This is a genomic window from Streptomyces sp. NPDC111520, assembly GCF_055635295.1.
Genome location: NZ_JBVKBW010000002.1, coordinates 255554 through 276081, shown reverse-complemented (window position 1 = coordinate 276081; position 20528 = coordinate 255554). Strand labels below are relative to the sequence as shown.

General features: G+C 73.5%; 20 protein-coding genes. 4 read left to right on the top strand and 16 right to left on the bottom strand.

Annotated features, from left to right (window positions below):
* Positions 1-246: 246 nt before the first annotated feature.
* Genes ACZ7MY_RS05280 through ACZ7MY_RS05260 form a run of 5 tightly spaced genes read right to left on the bottom strand, consistent with a single transcriptional unit; the run spans position 247 to position 4691 of the window.
* Positions 247-1716 carry a cytochrome P450 gene (locus ACZ7MY_RS05280; protein ID WP_499599724.1) on the bottom strand — a complete coding sequence of 490 codons (1470 nt, stop codon included), beginning with the start codon at positions 1714-1716 and terminating at the stop codon, positions 247-249.
* Positions 1717-1746: 30 nt separating this feature from the next.
* The gene (locus tag ACZ7MY_RS05275; RefSeq protein WP_499599722.1) at positions 1747-2370 is read right to left on the bottom strand and encodes a GTP-binding protein; all 624 of its coding nucleotides are present in this window, start codon (positions 2368-2370) and stop codon (positions 1747-1749) included.
* Positions 2351-2710: a DUF742 domain-containing protein gene (locus ACZ7MY_RS05270; protein ID WP_499599721.1), complete on the bottom strand. Its 360-nt coding sequence runs from the start codon at positions 2708-2710 to the stop codon at positions 2351-2353. Before ACZ7MY_RS05270 ends, ACZ7MY_RS05275 begins: the two co-directional genes overlap by 20 nt.
* Positions 2707-3093: a roadblock/LC7 domain-containing protein gene (locus tag ACZ7MY_RS05265; protein ID WP_499600269.1), complete on the bottom strand. Its 387-nt coding sequence runs from the start codon at positions 3091-3093 to the stop codon at positions 2707-2709. The genes ACZ7MY_RS05270 and ACZ7MY_RS05265 overlap by 4 nt, the downstream gene beginning before the upstream one ends.
* Before the next feature lie 23 nt (positions 3094-3116).
* Positions 3117-4691: an ATP-binding protein gene (locus ACZ7MY_RS05260; protein WP_499600268.1), complete on the bottom strand. Its 1575-nt coding sequence runs from the start codon at positions 4689-4691 to the stop codon at positions 3117-3119.
* Between the two features lie 822 nt (positions 4692-5513).
* Between ACZ7MY_RS05260 and ACZ7MY_RS05255 the strand changes: the two genes are divergently transcribed.
* Both ACZ7MY_RS05255 and ACZ7MY_RS05250 read left to right on the top strand, forming a co-directional pair.
* A complete protein-coding gene (locus ACZ7MY_RS05255) occupies positions 5514-6293 on the top strand; it encodes an SDR family NAD(P)-dependent oxidoreductase (RefSeq protein ID WP_499599719.1) in 780 nt (259 codons plus the stop codon).
* A 116-nt stretch (positions 6294-6409) separates the two neighbouring features.
* Complete coding sequence (locus ACZ7MY_RS05250) at positions 6410-8857, top strand: SpoIIE family protein phosphatase (protein WP_499599717.1); 2448 nt, start codon at positions 6410-6412, stop codon at positions 8855-8857.
* Positions 8858-8902: 45 nt separating this feature from the next.
* On the opposite strand, the gene ACZ7MY_RS05245 is transcribed toward ACZ7MY_RS05250, so the two are convergent.
* Positions 8903-9307, bottom strand: a complete 405-nt coding sequence (locus ACZ7MY_RS05245; protein ID WP_499599715.1) for a VOC family protein — start codon at positions 9305-9307, stop codon at positions 8903-8905.
* A gap of 94 nt (positions 9308-9401) precedes the next feature.
* Here ACZ7MY_RS05245 and ACZ7MY_RS05240 point away from each other — a divergent pair, with 94 nt between their 5' ends.
* Positions 9402-10388 carry a sigma-70 family RNA polymerase sigma factor gene (locus ACZ7MY_RS05240; protein WP_499599714.1) on the top strand — a complete coding sequence of 329 codons (987 nt, stop codon included), beginning with the start codon at positions 9402-9404 and terminating at the stop codon, positions 10386-10388.
* Here ACZ7MY_RS05240 and ACZ7MY_RS05235 read toward each other — a convergent pair.
* The 5 genes from ACZ7MY_RS05235 to ACZ7MY_RS05215 all read right to left on the bottom strand — a co-directional run bounded on the left by ACZ7MY_RS05235 (position 10290) and on the right by ACZ7MY_RS05215 (position 15107).
* Positions 10290-10697, bottom strand: a complete 408-nt coding sequence (locus ACZ7MY_RS05235) for an STAS domain-containing protein (protein ID WP_499599712.1) — start codon at positions 10695-10697, stop codon at positions 10290-10292. The genes ACZ7MY_RS05240 and ACZ7MY_RS05235 overlap by 99 nt on opposite strands.
* 104 nt (positions 10698-10801) lie before the next feature.
* Positions 10802-11467, bottom strand: coding sequence for a histone deacetylase (locus ACZ7MY_RS05230; protein ID WP_499599710.1), 666 nt, complete (start codon positions 11465-11467; stop codon positions 10802-10804).
* Positions 11468-11493: 26 nt separating this feature from the next.
* Positions 11494-12633, bottom strand: coding sequence for a transcription termination factor Rho (rho, locus tag ACZ7MY_RS05225; RefSeq protein ID WP_499599708.1), 1140 nt, complete (start codon positions 12631-12633; stop codon positions 11494-11496).
* 1056 nt (positions 12634-13689) lie between these two features.
* Complete coding sequence (locus ACZ7MY_RS05220) at positions 13690-14508, bottom strand: hypothetical protein (protein WP_499599705.1); 819 nt, start codon at positions 14506-14508, stop codon at positions 13690-13692.
* Positions 14509-14588: 80 nt separating this feature from the next.
* The gene (locus tag ACZ7MY_RS05215) at positions 14589-15107 is read right to left on the bottom strand and encodes a SigE family RNA polymerase sigma factor (protein WP_499599703.1); all 519 of its coding nucleotides are present in this window, start codon (positions 15105-15107) and stop codon (positions 14589-14591) included.
* A gap of 224 nt (positions 15108-15331) precedes the next feature.
* On the opposite strand from ACZ7MY_RS05215, the gene ACZ7MY_RS05210 reads away from it, so the two are divergent.
* Positions 15332-15862 (top strand): TerD family protein, encoded by a 531-nt coding sequence (locus ACZ7MY_RS05210; protein ID WP_499599701.1) that lies wholly within the window; start codon positions 15332-15334, stop codon positions 15860-15862.
* A gap of 84 nt (positions 15863-15946) precedes the next feature.
* On the opposite strand, the gene gdhA is transcribed toward ACZ7MY_RS05210, so the two are convergent.
* The 5 genes from gdhA to ACZ7MY_RS05185 form a co-directional block, all read right to left on the bottom strand.
* Complete coding sequence (gene gdhA, locus ACZ7MY_RS05205; protein WP_499599698.1) at positions 15947-17293, bottom strand: NADP-specific glutamate dehydrogenase; 1347 nt, start codon at positions 17291-17293, stop codon at positions 15947-15949.
* Between the two features lie 287 nt (positions 17294-17580).
* Complete coding sequence (locus ACZ7MY_RS05200) at positions 17581-18093, bottom strand: hypothetical protein (RefSeq protein ID WP_089222586.1); 513 nt, start codon at positions 18091-18093, stop codon at positions 17581-17583.
* Positions 18090-18632, bottom strand: coding sequence for an RNA polymerase sigma factor (locus ACZ7MY_RS05195; RefSeq protein WP_499599695.1), 543 nt, complete (start codon positions 18630-18632; stop codon positions 18090-18092). The genes ACZ7MY_RS05200 and ACZ7MY_RS05195 overlap by 4 nt, the downstream gene beginning before the upstream one ends.
* 127 nt (positions 18633-18759) lie before the next feature.
* Positions 18760-19602 carry a class I SAM-dependent methyltransferase gene (locus ACZ7MY_RS05190; protein WP_499599694.1) on the bottom strand — a complete coding sequence of 281 codons (843 nt, stop codon included), beginning with the start codon at positions 19600-19602 and terminating at the stop codon, positions 18760-18762.
* A 61-nt stretch (positions 19603-19663) separates the two neighbouring features.
* Positions 19664-20401, bottom strand: coding sequence for an SDR family NAD(P)-dependent oxidoreductase (locus ACZ7MY_RS05185; protein ID WP_499599692.1), 738 nt, complete (start codon positions 20399-20401; stop codon positions 19664-19666).
* Between the last annotated feature and the right edge of the window lie 127 nt (positions 20402-20528).

Below are 20528 nucleotides of genomic sequence, written 5' to 3'. Positions count from 1 at the left end.
TCATTCAACTGACCATTACTCCGGCATATGGCGGAGCAGTCAAGAGACCAAAACACGTCACTGGGCTGGCAGTTGACGCGCATTCCGGTTGCGTTCATGGGCGAGATGTGTGCGCCCGCTGCCCGGCCTTGGCAGAACCAGCCACGATGGCCGTACGGCATGGAGGGCGCACGAAGAGGCGCACGGGCGCATTCGCCCGTGCGCCCGTCGTGAACCGGTCACACAGTGAGACACCAGGGGCGTCGGCTACCGCCGTCGCACACCCAGGCGCGAAACGAGCGCGCGCCACCAGGAACCCCGTTGCGCGGGGACCGCGACCGCCGGCCCGGCCGTGTACGCCGGTGCCGGCTGTGCGGGAGGCAGTTCGGCCCCCGTCACCCGCACGGGCTCGGAGGTCCGGCCCCGCGTCGGCGTCTGCGGGACCCGCGGCTCCTGGGGCGCCTGCGGTTCCGCGGGGCCGGACGCCTGGTCACCGAGCGGCTTGGCCGGGCTGAACTCCGCCGGCAGGGCCACCAGGTGCCGGGAGATCCAAGCGGCCTGCGAGGTCAGCGCCTCCTCCGGCACGGACAGCCGCAGGTCCGGCAGCCGCATCAGCAGCGTGTCGATCGCGGTGTCGACGATCGCGCGGGCGATGTCCTTGCCGGGGCACTCGTGCGGGCCGCTGCTGAAGGCCAGGTGCGAACGGTTGCCGTGCACGGGTGTGCTGATGTCCGGCCGCACGCGCGGGTCGACGTTGCCCGCGGCGATGCCGAACATCACCATGTCGCCCTCCTCGATCCGCTGACCGCCCAGCTCGGTGGCCCCGGTGGCCCAGCGGCCCGGCACCACGGCGATCGAGGGCTCGTCCCACAGCACCTGCTCCAGGGCGTCGGGAAGCGTCATGTGCCCACCCGACAGGTGGGCCCGGAAGCGGGGGTCGATCAGCACCATCTTGAGCGCGCCGACGATGAAGTTGACGGTGGGCTCGTTGGCCGCGATCAGGATCAGGCGCAGGTGCTCCGCGACCTCGTCGTCGGTGAGGTTCGCCTCGTGCCGGAGCAACCAGGAGGTCAGGTCGCCTCCCGGGTCGGCCCGCTTGCGCTGTACGAGCTGCTTGCAGGCGGACAGCACGTACTCGTTGCTCGCCACGGCGGTCTCGGTGCCGCGCATCAGGTCGCGGCCCGCCTCCACCAGCCTCGGCCCGTACTCCTCCGGCATGCCCAGCAGCTGGGTCATGACCAGCACCGGCAGCTGCTCGGCGAACTGGGTCACCAACTCCGCCTCGCCGGACTGGCAGAACTCGTCGACCAGTTGGTTGGAGAAGCGGATGATGTGCTGGCGGATGCCCCGGCGGTTGAGGCGGCCCATGCTGGTGGTGACCGCACCGCGCAGCCGCTCGTGCTCGTCGCCGTCGGCGAAGACGCACAGCGGCTGCCAGGCGACCATCGGCAGCAGCGGCGAGTCCATGGCGACGTTGCCCTCGCGGAAGTGCCGCCAGATGCGGGAGTCACGGGAGAACCGCGAGGGGTTCCGCATGGCCTCGAGGTTCTCGTGGTGTCCCAGGACGATCCAGGCGTTCAGATCGCCGTGCACGAGGACGGGTGCCACCGCTCCGTGCTCTGCGCGCAGCTTCTCGTACAGGGCCATGGGGTCGGCGGAGGCCTCGGGGCCGTAGAGCCGCCGCAGGCCGCCCGGGCCGAGGCCGTGGGCGGGGCATTCGGGGGGTGGGGTGGTCACGGGACGCTCCTGATCACGGGCGGGGAGGGATCACAGGGCCGATGCGGCGGCGAGGGACTGGAGATGGCGCATGAGCGTCATCAGCACGTCACGGACGGAACTGCGGGACCGGGCGTCGCACTCCACCAGGGGAACGTGATCCGGCAGGTCCAGGGCGGACCGCAGCTCGTCGAGCGGATGGTGCGGCGACTCCGGGAAGGAGTTGACGGCGACGACGAAGGGCGTACCGCGCTCCTCCAGCCGCCCTATCACGTCGAAGCTGACCTCGAGGCGCCGTGTGTCGACCAGCACCACCGCGCCCAGCGCACCCTCGAAGAGCCCGTTCCACAGGAACCAGAAGCGCTGCTGGCCCGGTGTGCCGAACAGGTAGAGGACCAGTTCCTCGTTGATGCTGATGCGGCCGAAGTCCATGGCCACCGTGGTGGCCGTCTTGCGTTCCACGCCGACGATGTCGTCGACGCCCACGCCGGCCTGGGTCATCGTCTCCTCGGTCGAGAGCGGCCGGATCTCACTGACCGATCCGACCAGGGTCGTCTTGCCGACCCCGAAGCCCCCGACAATCACTATCTTGACCGCGGCGGTTGCCGATTCCGGCAGAGCGTCCTCGCTCCGCGGCCCCCTGACGCCGATCGCGTCAGAGCCTTTCAAGTCCATGCATCACCGCCTCAATCAGTGCAGCGTCGGGAAGAAGTGCGGATGGGATGGGCGGTCGTGCCTCCACCCGCTTGTCGGCCAGCAGATCCGCGAGAAGTACGGTCACCACGCTGACCGGGAGGTTCAGGTACGCGGATATCTCGGCGACGGACAGGGGAGAGGTGCACAACCGCAGGATCGCGGCCTGTTCGGGCGCCATGCCCGGGGGTGGCCCCGAGCGGGCCCGTACCAGGGTGACCAGGTCGATGGCGGTCCCGTCCGAGGAACCGCTGCGCCCTCCCGTCACCACGTAGAGCCGCTCGGGGTTTCCGTTGTCCCACTCCGGAGGTCCGTCGCTCATACGGCCTGCCCGTCCCGGCGCGGAGGACTGGTCAGGTGTGCGCCGATCCGCGCGACCAGGTCCCGCATCCGATTGCCCATGAGCCCGGCGTCGACGCCCTCGTCGGCGAGGACCGCGAGGTACGCACCCGCGCCGGCCGCCATGAGGTAGAAGAAGCCGCCGTCCACCTCGATGACGACCAGCCGCATCCGTCCGTCGCCGTGCGGGAACTCACCGGCGATGGCCGCGGCCAGGCTCTGCAGGCCCGCGCAGGCCGCGGCCAGGCGGTCGGCCGCGTCCGTGTCGCCGCCGTACTGGGCCATGCGCAGGCCGTCCGAGGACAACACCACGACGTGCCGGGTCTCCGGGACGCCCGTCGCCAGGTCCTTGAGCATCCAGTCCATGTTGGCCCGCTGCTGAATCACGGCTACTCACCCTTATCTAACGTTTCGTCACTGTTGCTGTCAGAGGAGGTGGCAGTGCTCTCACCGGACACGGCGCTGGTGAAGGCAGCCAGCCACATGCCCGGTTGCACGGACTCCTTGCCCGGCATCGGGTCCGACGCGGCAGTGACCGAGCCGTCGGCGGGCGTGGCGCCCGTCCGTGCACCGGGGGCGGGACTCGGGGCCGGAGCACGTCGCCGCCGCTGGGGAAGTCCGTTCGCGGTCCTCTCGTGCACGAGCGGCACGTCGTCCTCCGCCCACGAGGGGGAGGCGGCGGGCAGGGAGGGCCGGGGACCCGGAGCGACGGCCGGCGCGGGCGCCGGTGCCGTCCGGGGGTCGGAAGCGCGCTGGTCCGGGACCACGGGCCGGGGGCCCGAGACGGAACCGATGCCGTGCGCCAGGCCCGTGGCGTTCGCCGCCGTGGTGATGACGTCCTGCGGGACGATCACCACGGCGCGCACCCCGCCGTAGGCGGAGGAGCGCAGCGACACCTGGAAGTTCCAGGTCGCCGCGAGGCGTCCGACGACGGCGAGGCCGAGACGGGGTGTCTCGCCCAGGTCGCCCAGGTCGAATCCGGCCTGGGCCTCCGCCAGGGCGCGCTCGGCGCGGGCCCGGGACTCCTCGCTGAGGCCGACGCCGCCGTCCTCGATCTCGATGGCGATGCCGGACTGCACCTCGACGGCGGTGAGGTGGACCCTCGTGTGCGGCGGCGAGTAGCGGGTGGCGTTGTCGAGCAGTTCGGCGACCGCGTGGATCAGCGGCTCGACCGCGGGTCCGACGACGGCCACCTCCGTCACGGAGTGCAGCTCCACGCGGGTGTAGTCGGTGATGCGCGACATCGCGCCGCGCAGCACGCTGAAGAGGGGTACGGCCCGGCGCCACTGGCGTCCGGGGCGGGCGCCGCCGAGGACCGCGATGCTGTCCGCGAGCCGGCCGATGAGGGCGGTCCCGTGGTCGAGCTTGAGCAGGTCGCCGAAGACCTCGGGTGTGCGGCCGTGCCGGTCCTCCATCTCCCGCAGGTCACTGGCCTGCTGGTGGACGATGGCCTGCACGCGGCGGGCGATGTTGACGAAGGCGCGCTGCGAGGACTCGCGGACGTCCTCCTCCGCGGAGACCGCCTCCAGCACCGAGTGCAGCATCCGCTGGTGGGCCTGCTGGAATCCCGGCGTGAGGCCCTCGGAGTCCTCGTCGATGTCCTTGAGCACGTCGGCGACGAACTCACCGCGCTGCAGCCGGGCCACCGCGTTCGGCAGCTGCTCCCGGGCGAGCCTTTCGGTCTCCGCCTCCTGGCGGGAGAGCCGGAACTGCAGTTCTTCCTCACGGCGTACGAGTTGCTCGCGCAACGCCCGTACGGCGGTGCCCCTGCGGGCGGTCTCGGCCCCGAGGACGGCCACGGCCACCGTGGCGGTCACGCCGCACCACAGCACCGCCTCCCGGGCGGCCGACGGGACGGTCCATACGGCGACGGCGGTGACCGCCGCGACTATGCCGACCGGCAATAACCACGCGGACGTGGCGGTGGGCCGGCGGTCTCCGGGGGACGATCCAGCACGAACCATCAGCATCCTCAGGTGATCGCTAGACATGGAACGAACACAGCACGAGCAGGCGGAGTGCGGCCTCAGCGACCTGGGCAATCGGCGACCGGTCGGCGAGGTGCGCCTGACCTGGCGTAATTGCTACAACACGCTGAGCCGCAAGTAGCATAGCCGCTTCCATTCGGTGGCTGATGCCGCCTCATGATGCCTTTGGCACATGCCGGTTGACGTATGGTTATCGGTTCTCGAGCGTCGACGCAAACCCCTCCCGGGCGCTCCCGCACCATCTGTGCGGCCACGAATCGATCATGACCAATGACCGATATAAACTGTTTGACCAGGGATGGCTTGGTCGATTCCGACGCCGGTCCCCGTGCCCCGGGAGGCCCCCATGAGCGAGCAGGAACCCGCCGGGCGGGACGCCCACGCGAGGGCCCCGGGAGGCCGCTTGCGCACGTCACATGCCCCGCGCGGGGCAGGCTGCGGCCCGGGTGGGAGGGGGTGGCGAACGGCACGGGCGGGGGCCGCGCGAAGGCGCGGGGTGGAACCGGAGCGGCCGGCTCCCCACGGCCTGCCCGGACGGTACGGCCGGGCCCCGGGGTACGGGGCGGGGCGGCCCCGGCCGGCACCGTCCGGCCGTACGCGACGCGCCCGGCACGCGGGGCCCGCGGCGGGCGCAAAAATTGGCTTCACCCTTAAGAGTGATGGGTACTTGCGCCCGGCCCGTTCGGGGAGCAGTGTCACGCGCGCGGGGAACACGGACGCCCGCACCGGGGACGGCCCAGCCGTGCCGTTCCTCACCGTGCCCTCCCGAACCGGGCGCGTCCGAACCGGGGACGCCCGATGACGGCCCGGGAACTGCAGGGGCTCGCCGCGATCGTCACCGGCGGCGCCACCGGGATCGGGCTCGCCACGGCGGAGACGCTGTCGGCGCGCGGCGCACGCGTCGCCGTACTGGACCACGCCCCCGGCCGCGCACCCGGGCACCTGCACGCACTCGCCGCCGACCTGGCCGACGACGCGTCCGTGCGGTGGGCGGTCGACCGGGCCGTGGAGGACCTGGGCGGCCTGGACATCCTGGTCAACAACACGGGGACCGGCGCCGTCGGCACCGTGGAGGAGAACCCGGACGGCGAGTGGCGCCGGGTGCTGGAACTCAACCTCCTCGGCGTGGTCCGGGCGAGCCGGGCCGCACTGCCGCACCTGCGCCGCTCCCCTCACGCGTCGATCGTCAACATCTCCTCGGTCACCGCCACCGCCGGTCTCCCCCGCCAGGCGCTGTACGCGGCCAGCGAAGGCGCCGTACTCGCCCTCACCCTGGCGATGGCCGCCGACCACCTTCCGGAGGGCGTCCGGGTCAACTGCGTCACCCCCGGCACCGTCGACACGCCCTGGGTGGAACGGCTGATCGCGACCGCCCCCGACCCGGCGGCCGAGCGGGCCGCGCTCCAGGCCCGCCAGCCCAGCGGGCGCCTGGTCACCGTCCAGCAGGTCGCCGACGCCGTCGCCTACCTGGCCGGGCCCTCCGCCGCCGCCGTCACCGGCACCGCGCTCCCCGTGGACGGCGGCCTGCACGCGCTGCGGCCCGCGCCCACGCCTCCACCCCCGGAACCGCTGCCCTGAGGCCCCCGGGCCCCCGGCCGGCCACGCCGCCCCGCGGCCGCTCCGGCGCGGGGAGCCCCCGCCGACGGGACGTCCTAGCATGGGAGACACGTATCCGCGGACAGGGGACACCCCGCATGGTCACGCCGGAGGGAAGCGCGGCGGCGCCGGCGAAGGCGCCGTTCGACCTGGCCTACGCCGCGTCGGCGCTGATCGACGGCGCGGGGACGATCGTCGGCTGGACGGCCGCCGCGGAGCACCTGCTGGGCTACTCGCCCGCGGAGGCGCTGCACAGGTCCGCGACGCTGCTGCTGGCCGCGCCCGAGCAGGCGTCCAAGGCCACCGAGATGGCCGCCCAGTGGCGCGACCAGGACATCTGGGGCGGTCTGGTGGCCGCCCGGCACCGCGACGGGCGGCGGATCGAGGTGGGCCTGCGGGTGTCCGCCCTGATGGCGCCCGACGGGCAGCAACGCTGGCTGGTGTCCGCGATCGACCTCGCCAGGACCCCGTCCTGGGCGGTGAGCAGCGCCATCCTGGAGGGCTTCCTCACCCGGTCCCCGATCGGCATGGCCGTACTCAGCCCCGACCTGCGGTACGTGTGGCTCAACGACACCCTGGAACACTTCGGCGGCGTGCCGCGCGACCGCCGCATCGGGATGCACCTGGCCGACGCCCTGCCCGGGATGGACACCGGGGCGCTGGAGGCCATCATGCGCGAGGTGCTGCTGACCGGTGAGCCGGCGATCGACCACGAGTTCCAGGGCTGGACGCTCGCCTCCCCCTACCGCGAGCGCTCCTTCTCCATCTCCTTCTACCGCATGGACGACGCCGAGGGCCGGCCGATGGGCGTCTGCTACATGGCGATGGACGTCACCGACCGGTGGCGCGCCCGGGCCAGGCTCGCGCTGCTCAACGAGGCCGGGGCGTGCATCGGCAGCACCCTGGACGTCACCCGCACCGCCCAGGAACTGGCCGACGTGTCGGTCCCGCGGCTCGCCGACTTCGTCACCGTCGACCTGCTGGAACCGGTGCTGCGCGGTGGCGAACCGCCCACCGGCGGCGGACTGGGCAGGGTGCCGCTGTGCCGTGCCGCGATGCGCTCGGTGCACCCGGGCACCCCGGAGTCGGTCGTCGCGCCCGGCGAGCGGATCAACGCCGGGGAGACCTCGCCGCTCGTGCGCTGCATGACCTCCGGCCGCTCCGAGGTGGAGGGCGACATCGCCGTCGACCGGGCGTCGTGGCTCACCGACGACCCGGCACGGGCGGCCAAGATCCGCGAGTTCGGGATGCGGTCGGCGATGTGGGTACCGCTGCGGGCCCGCGGCACCGTCCTCGGCGTGGTGACCTTCGTCCGGCACCGCCGGCCCAACCCGTTCGAGCCCGACGACCTGCTGCTCGCCGAGGAACTCGTGGCCCGCGCCGCGGTGTGCGTGGACAACGCCCGGCGCTGGACCCGCGAGCACGAGGCGGCCCTCACCCTGCAGCGCAGCCTGCTGCCGCAGACGCTGGCCGGCGGCGCGGCGCTGGAGGTCGCCTTCCGCTACCTGCCCACCGACATCCAGGACGGCGTGGGCGGCGACTGGTTCGACGTCATCCCGTTGTCCGGCGCGCGGATCGCGCTGGTGGTCGGGGACGTCGTCGGGCACGGGCTGACCGCGGCCGCGACGATGGGGCGGCTGCGCACCGCCGTCCACACCCTCGCCGACATGGACCTGCCGCCCGACGAGCTGCTGGCGCACCTGGACGACCTCGTCATGCGGCTCAGCGAGGAGGAGAGCGCCGACGGGTCCGTGGCCGCCACCCTCACCGGCGCCACCTGCCTCTACGCGATCTACGACCCGGTGACCCGGCGGCTGACGATGGCCCGCGCCGGACATCCGCCGCCGGCCGTCGTCGACCCCGGCGGCCGCGTCACCTTCGCCGAACTGCCCGCGGGACCGCCGCTCGGCCTGGGCGCCATGCCCTTCGAGGCCGCCGCGCTCGATCTGGCCGAGGGCAGCGTCGTCGCCCTCTACACCGACGGCCTGATCGAGACCTTCGGCGAGGACGTGGACGCGGGCCTCGCCCGGCTCGCGCGCGCCCTGGCCCATCCGGAGCTGCCGCTGCAGGACCTGTGCTCGGCCGTGCTGGAGCACCTGCCACCCGGACCGCCCGCCGACGACGTGGCCCTGCTCGTCGCCCGTACGCACGCGCTCACCCCGGACCACTACGTCGCCTGGGACCTGCCGGCGGACCCGGCGGTCGTCGGCGAGGCACGGGCGCTGGCCGGGCGCCGGTTGGCCGAGTGGGGCCTCGACGAGCTGCGGACGACCACCGAGCTCGTCGTCAGCGAACTCGTCACCAACGCCATCCGGCACGCCTCGGGACCGATCCGGCTGCGGCTGATCCGGCAGTCGGTGCTCATCTGCGAGGTGTACGACGCCGGCAACACCGTGCCCCGGCTGCGGCACGCCCGGACCACCGACGAGGGCGGCCGCGGGCTCTTCCTCGTCGCCCAGCTCACCCGCCGGTGGGGCACCCGCTACACCGCGGACGGCAAGCTGATCTGGGCCGAGCAGGAGATCCCGGACGCCGCCGCGGGGTGATCCCGGCCTCCCCGCGGGGTGATCGCCCGGCCCGGGGACCCGCGGTCAGTCCTGCGGCGCCGCGAGGTCCATGAAGACGACCTCCCACAGGTGCCCGTCCGGGTCCTGGAAGCTGCGGCCGTACATCGGACCCTGCTCCATGGTCTCGTTCGAGTGCGACCCTCCGGTGGCCAGGGCCGTGTCCACCAGCTCGTCCACACGTCCCCTCGACTCGACGCCCAGGCAGACGATGGCCTCCGTGGTCTTCGTGGCGTCGGCGACCTCCTTCCCGGTGAACCGCCGGAAGAAGGGCTCGACGAGCAGCATCGCGAAGATGCCCTCGCCGATCACCACGCACGCGGCGTTGTCGTCGCTGAACGCGGGGTCGAAGGAGAAGCCGAGGCCGCCGAAGAACGCCCGCGACCTGGGCAGGTCCCGCACGGGGAGGTTCACGAAGATCTGGGTCGGCATGGTCGCCTCGTTCCGTTCCGGGCCCACTGTCAGTGGGCTGTGCTGAAGTAGACCGGTGGGCGCTCCGGAACTCATCGGAAGGCGGAGGAGAACCATGGCCGATCTCGCTGCACCCCCGGAAGTGGCGCAGGAGTTGGAGCAGTACCGCGCGGAGCTGACCGGTTACTGCTACCGGATGCTGGGCTCGGCCTTCGAGGCGGAGGACGCCGTCCAGGACACGATGGTGCGCGCCTGGCGCGCGTACGACCGCTTCGAGGGGCGCTCCAGCCTCCGCTCCTGGCTGTACCGCATCGCCACCAACGCCTGCCTGGACATCCTGGGCGGCACCGGGCGCCGCGCCCGCCCGATGGACCTGTCCTCGGCCGGCTCCGCCGACGGCCCGCTGCCCGGCACCCTGCCGGAGACGACCTGGGTCTCCCCCGCCCCCGACGGCCGCGTGCTGCCCTCGACGGGCGACCCGGCCGACCTCGCCGACCAGCGCGAGAGCGTCCGCCTGGCGTTCGTCGCCGCGCTGCAGCACCTCGCGCCGCGCCAGCGGGCCGTGCTCATCCTGCGGGAGGTGCTCGCCTGGAAGGCCGCCGAGGTCGCCGAACTGCTCGACACGACCGTCGCCTCGGTCAACAGCGCCCTGCAGCGGGCCCGCGCCACCCTCGCCACCGCCGCCCCCGCCATGACGGATCCGGCCCGGCCGCTCGACGAGGAGCAACGGGCCCTGCTCGGCCGCTACGTCGCGGCCTTCGAGTCCTACGACCTCGACGCCCTCACCTCGCTGCTCCACGAGGACGCCACGCTGTCCATGCCGCCCTTCGGCCTGTGGCTGCGCGGTCCCGCGGACATCAGGGCCTGGATGCTCGGGATCGGCGCGGGCTGCCGCGGTTCACGGCTGGTCCCCGTCACGGCCAACGGCACCCCGGGCTTCGGGCAGTACCGGCCCGCCCCCGACGGGGGTCACGAACCGTGGGCGCTCCAGGTCATCGAGATGTCAGACGGCCGCATCACCGGGCTCAACTCCTTCCTGGACACCGAACGGCTCTTCCCGCTGTTCGGTCTCCCCGCACGACTCGAACCCGAGGCCCACTGACCCGTCCAGCCCGGTGAGCGCCAGCAGTTCCCGCAGCGCGCCCCCGGCGCCCCGCAGCCGGATCCGGCCGCCGTGGCGCCGGGCGGTGAGCTGCAGCCGGGCGAGGGCGTCGAGCAGCACGGCGTCGGGTGCCCCGTCGAGCCCGCCGACGTCGCACAGCACCGTGCCGCCGCCCCGCTCCGCCAGCAGGAGCCGCAGCCGTTCCAACAGCGGCGGGATCCCGGCGCGGTCGAGCCTGCCGGTCAGGACGAGCACGACGGGCCCACCGCCCGGTCGGGACGCGGGCGGGGGCGGCGCGGGCCGGGCCATGGGCGACCTCCTGGGACGGGTTCCGGGCGTGGGCCTACGGTTCCCCGTACGCCCCCGTACATCCCTAGGACCGGCGGCGCGGCCGTAATCCATCGGAGCCCGCGTCACCGTCCGAGCAGCGCCGTGATCTCCCGGGCGTCCCACGCCCCGTCCGCGCACTCCGCGAGGTAGGCGGCGATGCCGGGCAGGTCCCAGGCGCCCGTCTCGGCCAGGCCCTCGACGATGTGCCGCAGGTAGTTCCCGGACGGCCTGACGTGCTCGGCCCCGGCGGAGCCCCAGGGCGCGGTGAAGGTGAGCACCGGGTGCCCGTCGACGTCGCCGGGGTACAGCAGCGTCTCGTACCGGCCGTCGCCCAGCCGGGCCCTGCCGTGCCGCAGCACCTCGCCGAGGTCGAGGTCGGCACCCGGCGAGCGGTACATCTCCTGGGCCGCGATGTCAGAGAACTGGCCGACCGTCAGCAGATGGGCCCGGGCGCGCACCCCGCCGGCCGGCACGTCGCCGTCGTAGAAGGCCCGCCCGCCCGACCAGACCGGCGACCGCGTCGCGAAGTACATCCGCCCCGGCAGTTCCAGCGGCACCGACCGCAACGGCGGCCGCGCGTCCCGGCAGCCCGGGTACTCCCGGCCGCCCCCGGGCGGCACCCCGCCGGCCAGGTAGCTGTTGAGGCGCACCAGGTGGGTGTTGGAGCCGTACGCCGCGTACCAGACGAATCCGGGCGGCCGGTCCCGCCGGCCGGCACCCCGGGGGCCCACGCTCTGCGGTGTGGTCACCGCTCCATGATGCGGCCGCCGCGGGGTCAGGCGGCCGGCACCGTGCCGCGGATCTGCCGCAGGAAGGCGGCGTTGTCCGGGGTCGCCCGCAGCCGCTCCAGCAGCGTCTCGAAGCTCCCCGCGCCGCGCAGGGCCCGGCGCAGCCCGCGGGCGGCGGTCAGCTCGGCGGGGCTGAGCAGCAGTTCCTCGCGCCGGGTCCCCGAGGGGGCCACGTCCACGGCCGGGAACACCCGGCGGTCGGCGAGCCCGCGGTCCAGGCGCAGTTCCATGTTGCCGGTGCTCTTCAGCTCCTCGAAGAAGTAGTCGTCCGCCCGCGACCCGGTGTCGACCAGCGCGGTGGCCAGGATGGTCAGCGAACCGCCCTCCTCCGCGAGCCGCGCCGAACCGAACAGCCGCTTCGGGCCGAGCAGCGCCGCCGCGTCCACACCGCCGGACAGCGTCCGGCCGCCCGAGGACGCCGCGTTGTTGTGCGCCCGGCACAGCCGCGTGAGGGAGTCCAGCAGCACGACCACGTCCCGGCCCGTCTCCACGAGCCGCTTGGCCCGCTCGACCGCCAGTTCGGCCACGGCGATGTGCTCCTTGGGGGTCCGGTCGAAGGTCGAGGCGACGACCTCGCCGCGCACCGACCGCCGCATGTCGGTGACCTCCTCGGGCCGCTCGTCCAGGAGCACCACCATCAGATGGCACTCGGGGTGGTTGTCCGCGACGGCGTCGGCCAGTCGGCGCAGCAGCATGGTCTTCCCGGCCTTCGGCGGCGCCACGATCAGCCCGCGCTGGCCCTTGCCGACGGGGGCCAGCAGGTCGACGACCCGGGTCGTCAGGCCGCCCTTCGGGCACTCCAGGCGCAGCCGCTCGGACGGGTGCAACGGGGTCAGGTCCGCGAAGTGCCGTCGTGCACGGGCCTGTTCAGCGGGACGCCCGCCGATCTGTTCGGCCCGCACGAGGGCACCCGAACGACCGGGCGTGGCCACGCCTTCGACGGCGTCGCCCTTGCGCAGCCCGTGCCGCCGGATCACCTCCGGCGGCACCGTGACGTCCTGCGGACCCGGCGCGTAACCGGCGGTCCGCAGGGAGCCGCGGCCGCCCTCGATGTCGAGGACACCGGCGACGGGGACGAGTCGTTCTCGGGTGGGGGCGGGGGTGGGGGTGGTGAGGGTTGTGGACATACGGGGTCCTCGGAGGAAGGGCGCGCACGGCGGCGGAACGGCCGGCCGGCGAAACGCGCGGCAGAAGAGGCTCGAGCCTCGGGAGAGTTCGCGGGCGCGGGGCGCGGGCGAACGGGAACATCGACCGCAGCGGGCTGCGGGGGCGGACCGTTGAGCGGTCACGCGAAAGCACCGGCGCCAAACGGGGCGCACAGTCGTGCCCTTGCAATGTAACACCCGGGCCCGCCTTTGTGCCCCCGGGTTGTCGCGTGCGGCGCCGCGGTGGTTGCGGTTGGGTTTCTCCCCCACCCTCCCGCCTGATTGCCCGGCACGGTTGGTGCGGGCCTGCGCCCTGTGCATGGGTGGACCGGGGGCGGGGCCTCCGGGGTGGGCATTCTGTACCGCATATTCATGTGCATGGCGGGCACCTGTGCTTGGTCACCCGGGATGCCGCACATCACATACACGTCAGCGTCCAGAACGCCCACCCTCCCCCAGCCTTCGGCCGGGGGTGCCCCCAACTCCCCCACCCCCTCCGAATCGACAGCGACCAACGGCCGGTGGGAGGTCACAAGGCAGCCCGGGGCACCGCACCTGTCCAACGCACCCCCAACGGGACACCCTGCGCCCGCACAACCGGAAGGGGGTGTGTCGGGGTGCTCCCCTCTGGCCGAAAGCAGGAGAAGACGGGCGGCGGACCCGGTGCCGAACGATGCGGGCCTGAACCACGGGGCCGCGGGGTCAGCGAGCGACTCGGGGCAACCGCGGACTGCCCTCATACCCCAACCGGCCGTTGTGCGCCCACACCGCCGGAGAGGGTGTGTCCCCCTGGCCGAAGGCTGGGGGAGACGAGCGGTCAAGTGCGGCGCCCGACGATGTGGACGTAAACCGCGAGCGTTCTGGGGGTCCCCCCGGCCGAGGGCTGGGGGAGTGCGCCGGCGCGGCCCCGACCCCAACACAACGTGCGAGACCCGCACCGACCGTGCCGGGCAATTGGGAGGGAGGGTGGCGAACAGCCCGCCGCAGGCGCAAACAACCCGCACGCAACAACCGGGCGGCCCGGCGCAGCCGGACGCACTAGCGGGACGGCGCCGCGTAACTCGCCCCCCGCAAACCCGCGACGACCGCATCCACCGCGCCCTTCGTCGGACGGCTGAAGCACGCCCTGACCATGAGCCCGACGGAGGACTTGGCGTCCGGGTCCTCCCCCCACGCCGTCAGCTCGTTCCGCCCACCGAGCGCCCGGCACCCCCCGCTCGCCTCCGTCAGCCCCTTCACCACGAACCGCCCCGGCCCGAACTTGCTGCCCGCGGACTCCTCCATCTGCCGGAAGGCGATCAGCACCCCGCCCTCGGCGACCGCGTCCACAGGCGGGCAGGCCGAGTACGCGACCATCTCCGACTTGGTGCACCCGTCCCGCTCCCGCAGCGGCTGCGCGCCGACGAAGCCGACCACCAGACCGTCCGGGGCAGCGGTCACGAGCGACCTCCAGCCCGTGCCGGGCAGCTTGAGCCCCAGCCCGGACAGGGCGTCCAGGCTGACGTACGCGTACACCGAGTCCGTACTCCCCGCCGCCGCACCCCCCGCCGCACCCGCGTCAGGCGCCGACGTCGGGCCCGGACCCGGGGCCGGACGGGTGGGCGACGCGGCGGGGAGGATGCGCTGCCCCCGGGGCGCCACCGGATCCGCGGGCCCCAGCAGCGCGGCGGCCACCACCGCCGCCGCGGTGGCACCCCCGAGCACGGCGACCGCCCCCGCGGCGACCCGGCGCCTCCTGCGCCGCCGCACGCGCCGCCTGATCTGCGTCATCCGGTCCTGGGGCGCGGGTGTCTGCGGCACGACGCGCTCCAGCAGCACGCTGAGCTCCCACTCCTCCTCCGACTCGGGCTCACGCACAAACTCGGGCTCGAGCTCACGCCCCCGCGCCCGCCTCCACCCCCGCCCGCCCCCGGGCTCAGGCTCCGCGTTCACACCGCTCACCGCTCACCGCCCCTCGCCAGGCTCGGCACGGCCGCGAGCTGCCCCCGCAGCATGGTCAGCGCCTTGGCCGCCTGGCTCTTCACCGTGCCGGGCCGGCAGCCGAGCACCTCGGCGGTCTCCTCGACGCTCAGGTCCTCGAAGTAGCGCAGCACGACCACCGCCCGCTGCCGCGCCGGCAGCCGGCGTATCAGCACCGCGAGCGACTGCTCCAGGTCGACCGAGGCGAAGGGGTCCTCCGCCGCCGTCGCCACCGTGTCCGGCACCTCGCCGTGCGGCAGCTCGCCGCGCCAGCGGCGCTGCCACCAGGAGGAGGCCGTGTTCACCAGGGCCCTGCGCACGTACGCCTCCGGGTTCTCCCCGGATATGTTCCGCCACCTCGGCCAGACCTTGGCCAGGACGGTCTGCAGCAGGTCCTCCGCCAGGTGCGTGTCGCCGGTCAGCAGCCAGGCGACCCGCAGCAACCGCGGCCCGCGCGCGGCGACGAACTCCTCGAAGTCCGTCTCCGCATCCCTCACCGTGGTGTCCTTGCCATCGCGTCCCTGTCCGTGCTCCGAGCAGCCTCACATCCGCTCGAACCGGGTGGGACACCGGTTCGGTTGCCAGGAATCCGGGATCGCCCTCGTTCGTTGCCGCCTCGGACGGCCGCGCGGCGCGCGGTCGCCCCCCAACTGACCTCAGACGAAAGGGCGTTCTCCGTGACAGCCGCACCCGACCAGCCGGAAGCAAGGGGAGCCAGCCTGTGAGCAGCGTCACCAAGGGCATCGCCAAGGTCGAGGTCCGGCTCAAATGGGACCCCAGTCCCGCCGGCGCGCCCGCCAGCGACCTGGACATAGTCGCGGCGACCTACAGCGCCGCCGACCCGCAGGGCGCCCCGGTGTACCTCGTCCACTTCGACAGCCGCTCCCCGGACGGCACCATCACGCTCAACCGCGACAGCAAGACGGGCAAGGGGCTGGGCTTCGACGAGGTCATGACCCTGGAGCTGGACCGCCTCGGCGCCGCCTACCAGCGGGTCGTCGTCGGCGTGGTGGTGCAACAGCGCGACGGCCGGATGACCTTCGGCGACGTCGCGGGGACGGGCGTGCGCGTGGTCGAGGGCCACACCGACCTCGCCGCCTCCGACCTCGGCGAGGTGGCCGCCGCGACGGCGGCCACCGTCGGGGAGTTCCGCCGCGGCGACACCGGCGAGTGGCGCTTCAGGCCGGGCGTCCACGGCTACGACACCGACCCGGCGGCCTTCGCCCGTGTGATGGGCGGCGGCGCCTCCTGATCACCGCCCCCGGGCACGCCGGTGCCCTCCCACGTGCCGCGCGGGAGGGCACCGGCGCGTGGAGGGCGCGGCCTGGGGCAAGCCCTAGACGACGCCCTGCGCCGTCATCGCCTCCGCCACGCGCAGGAAGCCGGTGACGTTGGCGCCGAGGACGTAGTCGTCCGGCGTGCCGCCGTACGCAGCGGCGGTGGCCCGGCAGTGGGTGTGGACGTCGCGCATGACCTGCGCGAGGCGGGCCTCGGTCTCCTCGAAGGTCCACCGCTCACGGGACGCGTTCTGCTGCATCTCCAGCGCCGAGGTCGCCACGCCGCCCGCGTTGGCGGCCTTGCCCGGGCCGAAGAGGACGCCCGCCTCCCGGAACACCTCGATCGCCTCCGGGGTGCACGGCATGTTCGCGCCCTCGGCGACGGCCAGCACGCCGTTCTTCACCAGCGTCCCGGCGTCCTGCCCGTCCAGCTCGTTCTGCGTGGCGCAGGGCAGCGCGACGTCGCAGGGCACGTCGAAGACCGAGCCGCGCTCGGAGTACCGCGCTGAGGGCTTGGCCTCCGCGTACGCCGACAGCCGCGCCCGGCGCACCTCCTTGATCTCCTTGAGCAGTTCGAGGTCGATGCCGCCCTCGTCGACGACGTAGCCGCCGGAGTCCGAGCAGGCCACCACCGAGCCGCCCAGCGCGTGCACCTTCTCGATCGCGTAGACCGCGACGTTGCCTGAGCCGGAGACCACCGCCCGGCGCCCTTCGAAGCCCTGCCCGCGGGTGGCCAGCATCTCGGCGGCGAAGTACACCGTCCCGTAGCCCGTCGCCTCGGTACGGGCGTGGGAGCCGCCCCAGGCGACGCCCTTGCCGGTCAGTACCCCCGCCTCGAAGCGGTTGGTGATCCGCTTGTACTGGCCGAAGAGGTATCCGATCTCCCGGCCGCCCACGCCGATGTCCCCGGCCGGCACGTCGGTGTGCTCGCCGAGGTGCCGGTGCAGCTCGGTCATGAACGACTGGCAGAAGCGCATGACCTCGCCGTCGGAGCGGCCCTTGGGGTCGAAGTCGGAGCCGCCCTTGCCGCCGCCGATGGCGAGGCCGGTCAGCGCGTTCTTGAAGATCTGCTCGAAGCCGAGGAACTTCACGATGCCGAGGTCGACGCTCGGGTGGAAGCGCAGACCCCCCTTGTACGGGCCGAGCGCGCTGCTGAACTCCACCCGGAAGCCCCGGTTGACCCGCACGCGGCCCTGGTCGTCCACCCACGGCACCCGGAAGATCACCTGCCGTTCCGGCTCGCACATCCGCTCCGCGATCCGGGTGTCCAGGTACTCCGGGTGCCGCTCCAGCGCCGGCGCCAGTGAGCGCAGCACCTCCCCCACCGCCTGGTGGAACTCCGTCTCACCGGCGTCGCGCCGGCAGACGTCCGCGTAGACGGCCTCGATGTGAGCACTGACGTTCATGCGCGCCTTCCCTCGTCTCCTGAGTCCCGGAAGCGGCGCCGTGGCGCCGCGTCCGGCCGTTGCCGTGTCAACGAGTACGGAGGGGAAGAGGCCATGTGTCAGCAGAGGGACGAATGTCCGCGACATCCGGAAAAACATCCGAAGCGGCTCCCGGAACGACTCCCGGAGCGTCACCCGGCGGCTCACCGTCGTCGCGTTCCCGGCTCCCGGGCCACGGAGTGCGAGGGGCCCCGCGGCGACCGCCGCGGAGCCCCCTCCGGCGTCACGGGCCCCAGGCCCGCCGCGGTCTATCCCGCGGGGATGGGCCGGGCCCCGATGCGGGCGCAGGCCTGGTCCTGGCCGAGGCCGTCGGCGGGCCAGACGACCTTGCCGGCGCCGCCGGGGTAGTAGCAGGCCGCGAAGGACGTGGGGACGGGCTCGGACGGCCCCCACATCTCCTTCCAGCGCCCGGCGCACACCGCGCCCGGGTCCTTCGGGTCGAACTCCTTGACCGCGTCCGACGGCAGACCGGAGAGGTCGGCGCCACGCGCCAGCGTCCGGGCGCACATCATCTTCCCGCCGGCGTCCTCACCCCACGGCATCCCCCCGGCGACGGCCACGACACCGCCCCCGGCCAGCGCGACCACGGCCGCGCCGCCGGCCACGGCGACCCGCAGCGACCGCCGTCCCGTGGCCCGCGGCGTCGCCGCCTGGTCCAGCACGGAGCGCAGCGTCTCCCGTCCGGCGTCCGACCTCGTCCAGCCCTCGGCCCCCTGCGGACGCAACTCCCGGACGGCGTCCAGGACAGGGTCGTTCGTCATACGTGTACCTCCGAATCGAGCGGGGTGAAGGGTGCGGGACGACGCTCCAGGGCCGCGCGGAACCTCTTGCGGGCCCGGTGGAGCCGCAGCGTGTACGCCGCCCTGGTGCAGCCCAGGGCCTTGGCCGCCTGCTGCGCGCTCAGGTCGTACCAGCCGGTGAGCAGCAGCACTTCGCGATCGGCCTCGGACAGCGCCATCAGCACCCGGAACACGTGCTCGCGGTCGCCTATGCGGTCCTCGAAGACCTCCTGCGGGGCACGGTCCATCACCGCGGATATCCGCTCCGCGAGCGCCTGCCGCCGTACGTCCGACCGCACCCGGTTGGCGAGCAGCCGGCGTGCCGCCGCCAGCAGCCAGGGCAACGCGTCGTCCGGTACGGACCGCTGCTTGCGCCAGGCCAGCAGGAAGGTCTCGGAGAGCACGTCCTGCGCGGTCTCGCGATCCGTGCGGTGCATCAGGTAGCCCATCACCCGGTCGGCGTGGGCCTCGTACCACTCTTCCACCATCTCGTGCCCTCGCGGACCCTCACGTGCCGTCATGCGCACCCTTCCCTCCCTGAACAGGCTTTCACTGGGGAATGTCCGGCCGGGCGCGGACGATTACAGGCCCGGGCCGGGGATGGGTACGACGAGGCGGAGGTCACACCGCCAGGGGGCCGGCGGCGACTCAGGGGCGCTCCGCGGTCACGAGCCAGAGGCGGGCGGTCAGCACGACGCCCCGGTCCGCGGTCGTGAAGCCGCGGAAGGCGTCCAGGGCGGCGTCCCGGGCACGGGAGCGGGCCGCCTCGTCGGCCCCGCCCTCGTGGAGCCAGTACTGCACGGGCCCCCAGCCCATGAGGAAGTCGGCCGCGTCCTCGGCGTCCCTCCCCCAGACCTGCGGGACGTCCACCGCCGTCGAGGTCACCCCGGCGAAACCCGCCCCGGTCAGGACCTTCTCGGTGTGCCCGGGGTCGGCGAAGGAGGCCGGCCCGGTGTCACCGGTGAAGTCGGGCACGGGCACCACGGTCCCGATCGCCCGGTAGATCTTCGTCTGGTCCATGGCCTGGTGGCCGCGCGAGGCCACGAAGGCCAGCCGCCCGCCGGGACGCAGCGCACGCCGGAGGTTGGCGAACGCGGCGACGGGGTCGGCGAAGAACATCACCCCGAAGCGGCTCACGACCGCGTCGAAGCCCTCTAGGGGGAACGGGTGCACCTGTGCGTCGCCCCGGACGAAGGCGACGCCGGCGAGGCCCTCCCGCTCGGCGGCGGCGACCGCCTCGCGCAGCATCGGCTCCGACAGGTCCACGCCGAGCGCCGTGGCGCCGCGACGGCCGGCGAGGCGCGCCACGCGCCCGGTCCCGCAGCCCACGTCCAGCACCCGGCTGCCCGCCACGACCGGGAGGTCGTCGAGCAGGTGGTCGTTCACCGCGTCGTTGAGCGCGTCGTACCGCTCGGGGTACGACGCCCAGTGGCGGCCCTCGTACCCGTTCCACGCGTCGGACTGGTCCAGGTTCACGATCGGGTTGCCCATGGGACGAACGTACTGCGCGCGGCGGCCGTCCGGGCGGGCCGTCCTGACCAGGGGCGGGGCCCTACCAGGGGGCGGGGCCGTCCTCGCTGAAGTAGCCGCCGCTGGGTCCGTCGTCGGGGAGCGTGGCCAGCTCCACGATGATCGCGGCCCCCTGCTCGACCGTCCGGGAGCCGGCGTTGTGCGTGAGGTCGGTGGCGGTCAGCCCGGGCGAGGCCGAGTTGATCTTCACGTGCGCGTACGCCGGCTCCCGCCGGAACGCCTGGGCGTACTGGACGGTGAGCATGTTCAGCGCGGCCTTCGAGGACGCGTAGGGCAGGATGTGGTCGGCGTCGGCGTAGAGGGAGCCCGGCTCACTGGTCACCGTCAGCGACGCGGTGGTGCTGGAGACGTTGACGACGCGCGCGGCGGCCGAGGCGGCCAGCAGCGGCAGCATCGCGTGCGTGACCGTGACCACGCCGAAGACATTGGTCTCGTAGGTGGCCCGCAGGTCCGCCGCCGTGGTGCTCAGCGCGGGGGACTCGACGATCCCGCCGGCGTTGTTCACCAGGATGTCGAGCCGCCCGAACTCCTCACGTATGCGTGCGGCGACCCGCTCGACGCCGTCCACGTCGGTCACGTCCAGCTGGACGGGGAGGACCCGCAGGCCCCCGGCGGCCAGTTCGGCGGCGGCGGCCTCGCCCCGCCGCAGGTCGCGACTGCCCAGCAGGACGGTCGCCCCCGCGGCGGCGAGCCGGCGGGCGGTCTCCCGGCCCAGCCCCTTGTTGGCACCGGTGACCAGGGCCGTCGGATTGTCGATCATCGCGCTCCTCCTACGTACGAGACTAAACGGACCCATGAGTCCGATTGCCTTCACCGTAACCGGACCCGTGAGTCCGGTCAAAGCGCGGACGGAGTCACCGGGGCGCCCGCGGGGGAGGATGGGCGCC